The organism is Cellulomonas sp. P5_C6, assembly GCF_054049635.1.
Genome location: NZ_JBFULZ010000235.1, coordinates 1 through 5,729, shown reverse-complemented (window position 1 = coordinate 5,729; position 5,729 = coordinate 1). Strand labels below are relative to the sequence as shown.

Genomic DNA, 5,729 nt, shown 5'->3' with positions numbered 1-5,729 from the left:
GGGCCGGGGGCGTGACGGGCGGGGCGGGCTCGGGTGCGGGCGGCGCCGGCGGTGCCGCCTCGGCGGCGGGTTGCTCGACGGGGTCGGGCACGACAGGGGGTGTCTCGGGCACGACAGGCTCAGGTGCCTGCGCGGGATCGTCGTCACGCGGCGGGGTACCGCCGGGGTTCTCGCTCATGCGTGGCCTCCCTGGTCACAGGGCGTTCGTCGCCCAGGCCTGAGCGAACCGAAGCCGGGGGCACGTGTCAAGGAATCGGGTCTACCGGGCATGTCGGACCGCCCGACGCGACGTCGGCACCGTCGGTAGGCTGCGCGTGCTGTCAGGTCGACGGCCCCCGGACGAGGAGCGAGCCCGATGTCGTACGAGCACCCGCAGAGCCCGCCGCCGAGCAGCGCGGACCAGACGAGGAACCTGGGCATGCTCGCCCACCTCGGCGGGATCCTGGCCTACCTCTACGTCGGCTGGGTCCCCGCGCTGGTGATCTGGCTGGTCAACCGCGAGAAGGGCACCGCCGACGAGGCTCGCGTGGCGCTCAACTTCCAGCTGACCGTGCTCATCGGGCTGGTGGCGTGCGCGATCGTCCGGGCGATCCCCGTGCTCGGCTTCATCGGCTGGATCGGCTCCGTCGCGCTCGGCATCATCAGCCTGGTCCTGAGCATCCTCGCCGCCGTCGCCGTGCAGCGCGGCGGCTCGTACCGGTACCCGTTCAGCCTCGAGCTGGTGCGCTGAGGCCCTCGGCCGAGCGCTGAGGCCCCTCAGCCGACGAGCGTGCGGACCACCGCGTCCGCCAGCAGCCGACCGCGGCGCGTCAGCACGATCCGCCGCCCGGCGACCGCGGCGCGGCCGTCGACCAGACCGTCAGCCACGAGGCCAGCCACCGAGGGGCGCGCCTCGGTCGGCAGGTCGTCCAGCGCGAGACCCGAGGCCAGCCGGACGCCGAGCATGAGGCGTTCCAGCACGGCCCCGTCGCCCGTGACGGTCTCCCGCCCCGCCGCCGGGCTCAGGCCGCGGTCCAGCCGGTCCGCGTACGCGCGCGGGTGCTTGACGTTCCACCAGCGCACCCCGCCGACATGGCTGTGCGCGCCGGGACCGATCCCCCACCAGTCGTCGCCGCGCCAGTAGCTGAGGTTGTGCCGGCAGGCGTCGGCGGGCGTCCGCGCCCAGTTGCTCACCTCGTACCAGCCGAGCCCGGCGGCCTCGAACAGGTCGTCCGCCAGCTCGTACTTCGCCGCCTGGTCGTCGCCGTCGGGCAGCTCGAGCTCGCCGCGCCGCACCTGGACCGCCATCCGCGTGCCGGGCTCGACCACCAGCGCGTACGCGGAGACGTGGTCGACACCCGTGGCCAGCGCCGCCTCGACGCTGGTCCGCCAGTCGTCGAGCGACTCCCCCGGCGTCCCGTAGATGAGGTCGAGCGACACGGACAGGCCGGCCTCCTGCGCCCAACGCACGACGTCCGGGATCCGACGCGGGTCGTGCGTGCGGTCCAGCGTCGCCAGCACGTGCGGCACCGCCGACTGCATGCCGAACGACACGCGCGTGAACCCGGCGTCTGCCAGGGCGGCCAGCGACTCGGGCGTGACCGAGTCGGGGTTGGCCTCCGTGGTCACCTCGACGTCGTCGGCAAGGCCCCACGCGTCGCGGACACCGCCGAGCATGCGCGACAGGTCGGGCACCGACAGCACCGTGGGCGTGCCACCCCCCACGAACACCGTGCTCACCGGCCGGGGAGGCAGGATGCCGGCGGCCAGCTCGATCTCACGCAGCGCCGTGTCCGCGTAGGCGCTCTGGCTCGCGCCGCCGCCCAGCTCGGTCGCGGTGTAGGTGTTGAAGTCGCAGTACCCGCAGCGGACCGTGCAGAACGGCACGTGCAGGTAGACGCCGAAGGCACGCTGGTCGAGGCCGTCGAAGGCCGACGGCGGCAGGGCGCCGTCGTCGGGAGCCACATCCCCTTCGGGAAGGGCGGGGCTCACTTCTTCTTCGCGTCCTTGCCGCCGGCCGACCCGGCGGGCTCGCTCGAGAGCGCGGCGATGAAGGCCTCCTGCGGCACGTCGACCCGACCGATCGTCTTCATGCGCTTCTTGCCCTCCTTCTGCTTCTCGAGGAGCTTGCGCTTGCGGGTGATGTCGCCGCCGTAGCACTTGGCCAGGACGTCCTTGCGGATGGCCCGGATGGTCTCGCGCGCGATGATCCGCGCGCCGATGGCGGCCTGGATGGGCACCTCGAACTGCTGCCGCGGGATGAGGTCCTTGAGCTTGGCCGTCATCATGACGCCGTACGCGTAGGCCTTGTCCTTGTGCACGATCGCGCTGAACGCGTCGACGGTCTCGCCCTGCAGCAGGATGTCGACCTTGACCAGGTCGGCGACCTGGTCGCCGATGCGCTCGTAGTCGAGGCTCGCGTAGCCACGGGTCTTGGACTTCAGCTGGTCGAAGAAGTCGAAGACGATCTCGGCCATCGGGAGCACGTACCGGAGCTCGACGCGGTCCTCGGACAGGTAGTCCATGCCCTGCAGCTCGCCGCGCTTGGTCTGGCAGAGCTCCATGATCGCGCCGATGAACTCGCTCGGGGACAGGATCGTCGCCTTGACCATCGGCTCGTTGACGTCGCCGATCTTGCCGGCGGGGAACTCGCTCGGGTTGGTGACCGTGACCACCGTCTTGTCCTCGAGCGTGACCTCGTAGACGACGTTGGGGGCGGTCGAGATCAGGTCCAGGTCGAACTCGCGCTCGAGCCGCTCGCGGACGATCTCGAGGTGCAGCAGGCCGAGGAAGCCGACCCGGAACCCGAAGCCGAGCGCCACCGACGTCTCGGGCTCGTAGTTGAGCGCGGCGTCGTTGAGCTTCAGCTTGTCCAGGGCGTCGCGCAGGATCGGGTAGTCGGTGCCGTCGATCGGGTACAGGCCCGAGAACACCATCGGCTTGGGGTCGGAGTACCCGCCCAGGGCCTGCGCGGCGGGCTTGCTCGCGTTGGTGACGGTGTCGCCGACCTTGGACTGGCGCACGTCCTTCACGCCCGTGATCAGGTASCCGACCTCGCCGACGCCGAGGCCCTTCGTCGGCACGGGCTCCGGGGAGATGACGCCGATCTCGAGCAGCTCGTGCGTCGCGCGCGTCGACATCATGACGATCTTCTCGCGCGGGTTCAGGTTGCCGTCGATGACGCGGACGTAGGTGACGACGCCCCGGTAGGTGTCGTAGACCGAGTCGAAGATCATCGCGCGGGCGGGGGCGTCCGCGTCCCCGGTGGGCGGCGGCACCAGCTCGACGATGCGGTCGAGCAGCTCCACGACGCCCGCGCCGGTCTTGCCGGACACCCGCAGGCAGTCCTCGGGCTCGCCGCCGATGAGCTTGGCCAGCTCCTCGGCGTACTTCTCGGGCTGCGCGGCCGGCAGGTCGATCTTGTTGAGCACCGGGATGATCGTCAGGTCGTTCTCGAGCGCCAGGTACAGGTTGGCGAGAGTCTGGGCCTCGATGCCCTGCGCGGCGTCGACCAGCAGCACGGCGCCCTCGCAGGCGGCCAGCGACCGCGACACCTCGTACGTGAAGTCGACGTGCCCGGGCGTGTCGATCATGTTCAGCGCGAACGCCTTGTCGTCCACACCCCACGGCATCCGCACGGCCTGCGACTTGATGGTGATGCCGCGCTCGCGCTCGATGTCCATCCGGTCGAGGTACTGCGCGCGCATGGCCCGCGAGTCGACGACGCCGGTGAGCTGCAGCATGCGGTCGGCCAGCGTGGACTTGCCGTGGTCGATGTGCGCGATGATGCAGAAGTTGCGCAGCAGCTCGGGCGCCGTCGCCGCGGGATGGATGCGCGACGCTAGGGCTGCACTCGGGATCGGGGACAAGCGGACTGCTCCTGGCGCTGGAGTCGGACGGCGCGGGGTGGCGCCATCCTGACGGACGGTGACGGCTGTCAGCCTGTCGGCTGTCGGTGGTCGGTCCCACCATGGTCCCATGACGACGGACCGTGCCGACGCCCCGAGCCTCCTCGACACCCTCGGCGCCCTGCAGGACCAGTTCCTCGCGACGATCCCGCAGGTCGACCCGACCACCCCCGTGCCCTGGTGCGGCCGCTGGCGCGTGCGGGACCTCGTCGTCCACCTGTCCCGGATCCACCACTGGGCCGCCGGCCAGGCCGGCCGCAAGCAGGAGACGCCGCTCGGGCGCGGCCCGTTCGTGCTCGAGGAGCTCTACGCGGCCTGCGCGGCGGAGCTGCGCGAGACGTTGGCGGCCCTCGGACCGGATGCCCGCTCGTGGACGCTGGTGGGCGACGGACCGGCGTCGTTCTGGCACCGCCGCCAGACGCACGAGACCCTCGTGCACCTGTGGGACCTGCGCMCCGCCGGCGGCCTCGGGCTCGACGTCGAGCCCGCGCTGTGGGCGGACACGGTCGACGAGGTGGTCACGGTGATGCAGCCGCGGCAGGAGCGGATGGGTCGGATGGAGCCGCTCGCGGCACCGGTCGCGCTCGTGGCCGACGACGCCGGCCGCTCGTGGCTGCTCGGCGCACCGACCGTCCCCGACCCGTCCGTCACCGTGACCGGGTCCGCCGACGCCCTCGCCCTGCTCCTGTGGGGTCGGACCACGCCGGAGGACGCGCGCCTCACGATGACCGGCGACGCCGCGGCCCTCGTCGACGCGCTGGGCCGCCGCCTCACCCCGTGACCGTCAGGCCTCGCGCGTGATCCGCACCTGCACCTCGGCGTCCTGCGTCCCGGCGCCGGCGTAGATGCCGCGCAACGGGGGGACGTCGTCGTAGGACCGGCCCCTGGCCAGCACCACGTGGTGGTCGCCCGCGATGACCCGGTTGGTCGCGTCGTAGGCGAACCACTCGCCCACCCACCACTCGACCCACGCGTGCGAGTCGCCCAGCACGGTCGTGCCGAGCTCCGCCTCCGAGTCGGGGTGCAGGTAGCCCGAGACGTACCGCGCCGGGATCCCGATGGACCGCAGCGCGCCGGTCACCAGGTGCGCGATGTCCTGGCAGACACCGGCCCGGGCCGTCCACGCCTCGGAGGCCGGGGTGTGCACCGTGGTGACACCGGGGATGTACTCCATCTCGTCGCGGAGCGCGTTCGCCACGGCGAGCGCCGCATCGGCCGGCTCCAGGTCGGCGGCGACCCGCCTGGTCAGCTCGACCACGTCCTCGGGCGGCGCGGTCGTCGGCGTGTCGGCGAGGAACTCCGCCAGCCGGTCGCGCAGCTCGGCGCCCCGCAGCGTGTCCCAGCCGGCCGGCGACCGCAGCGGCGCGCGCTGCGCCACCTCGACCAGGTGCTCCGCGGTGATCACCATCGACTCGTGCGGCGTCAGCACCTCGAACGCGGTGACCGCCGTCCCCCAGTAGTCGCGGTACTCGTGCCAGCCGGTGTGCGGCTGCACGTCGACCTTGGTCTCGAGCACCGTCTGCCCGTGCTGCGAGACCGGCGTCATGCGCGCCTCGTTGTACGACGCCAGCACAGCGCTCCCGTACCGGAACGTCGACGTGTGGACCACTCGCAGCCTGCTCACAGTGCCTCTCCTACCCAGTTCGTCGACGACGAGCTCGGGAAGTACCGACCCCGGATCGCGTCCGAGGCCGCCGAGCACGCGCGCTGCACCCGTTCCATCTCCTTGGGGAGCTTGTCGAGCACCTCGATCAGCGGGCGGTACTCGAGGTTGGTGCGGACGAAGCCGATGTGGCGCCGCGCGTCGTCGACGGCCGAGCGGTCCGACGTGCCCTCGAGGGC

Annotated in this window: 6 protein-coding genes; 2 read left to right on the top strand and 4 right to left on the bottom strand. The window is 72.0% G+C overall.

Annotated elements, in window-relative coordinates; all coding sequences use genetic code 11:
- Positions 1 to 355 precede the first annotated feature (355 nt).
- Positions 356 to 730, top strand: coding sequence for a DUF4870 domain-containing protein (locus tag ACXJKG_RS18870; protein ID WP_456847273.1), 375 nt, complete (start codon positions 356 to 358; stop codon positions 728 to 730).
- 26 nt (positions 731 to 756) lie between these two features.
- Here ACXJKG_RS18870 and hemW read toward each other — a convergent pair whose 3' ends face one another.
- Together hemW and lepA are read right to left on the bottom strand one after the other, a co-directional pair.
- Positions 757 to 1,971 (bottom strand): radical SAM family heme chaperone HemW, encoded by a 1,215-nt coding sequence (gene hemW / locus ACXJKG_RS18865; RefSeq protein ID WP_456847272.1) that lies wholly within the window; start codon positions 1,969 to 1,971, stop codon positions 757 to 759.
- On the bottom strand, positions 1,968 to 3,848 hold the full coding sequence (lepA, locus tag ACXJKG_RS18860; protein WP_456847271.1) for a translation elongation factor 4: 1,881 nt from the start codon (positions 3,846 to 3,848) through the stop codon (positions 1,968 to 1,970). The genes hemW and lepA overlap by 4 nt, the downstream gene beginning before the upstream one ends.
- 109 nt (positions 3,849 to 3,957) lie before the next feature.
- On the opposite strand from lepA, the gene ACXJKG_RS18855 reads away from it, so the two are divergent.
- Positions 3,958 to 4,668 (top strand): maleylpyruvate isomerase family mycothiol-dependent enzyme, encoded by a 711-nt coding sequence (locus ACXJKG_RS18855; protein WP_456847270.1) that lies wholly within the window; start codon positions 3,958 to 3,960, stop codon positions 4,666 to 4,668.
- 3 nt (positions 4,669 to 4,671) lie between these two features.
- Here ACXJKG_RS18855 and ACXJKG_RS18850 read toward each other — a convergent pair whose 3' ends face one another.
- Both ACXJKG_RS18850 and ACXJKG_RS18845 read right to left on the bottom strand, forming a co-directional pair.
- Positions 4,672 to 5,511 carry a transglutaminase family protein gene (locus ACXJKG_RS18850; protein WP_456847269.1) on the bottom strand — a complete coding sequence of 280 codons (840 nt, stop codon included), beginning with the start codon at positions 5,509 to 5,511 and terminating at the stop codon, positions 4,672 to 4,674.
- Positions 5,508 to 5,729, bottom strand: a 222-nt coding sequence (locus tag ACXJKG_RS18845) for an alpha-E domain-containing protein (RefSeq protein WP_456847268.1), incomplete at its 5' end; no start/stop codon positions are given. The genes ACXJKG_RS18845 and ACXJKG_RS18850, both read right to left, overlap by 4 nt.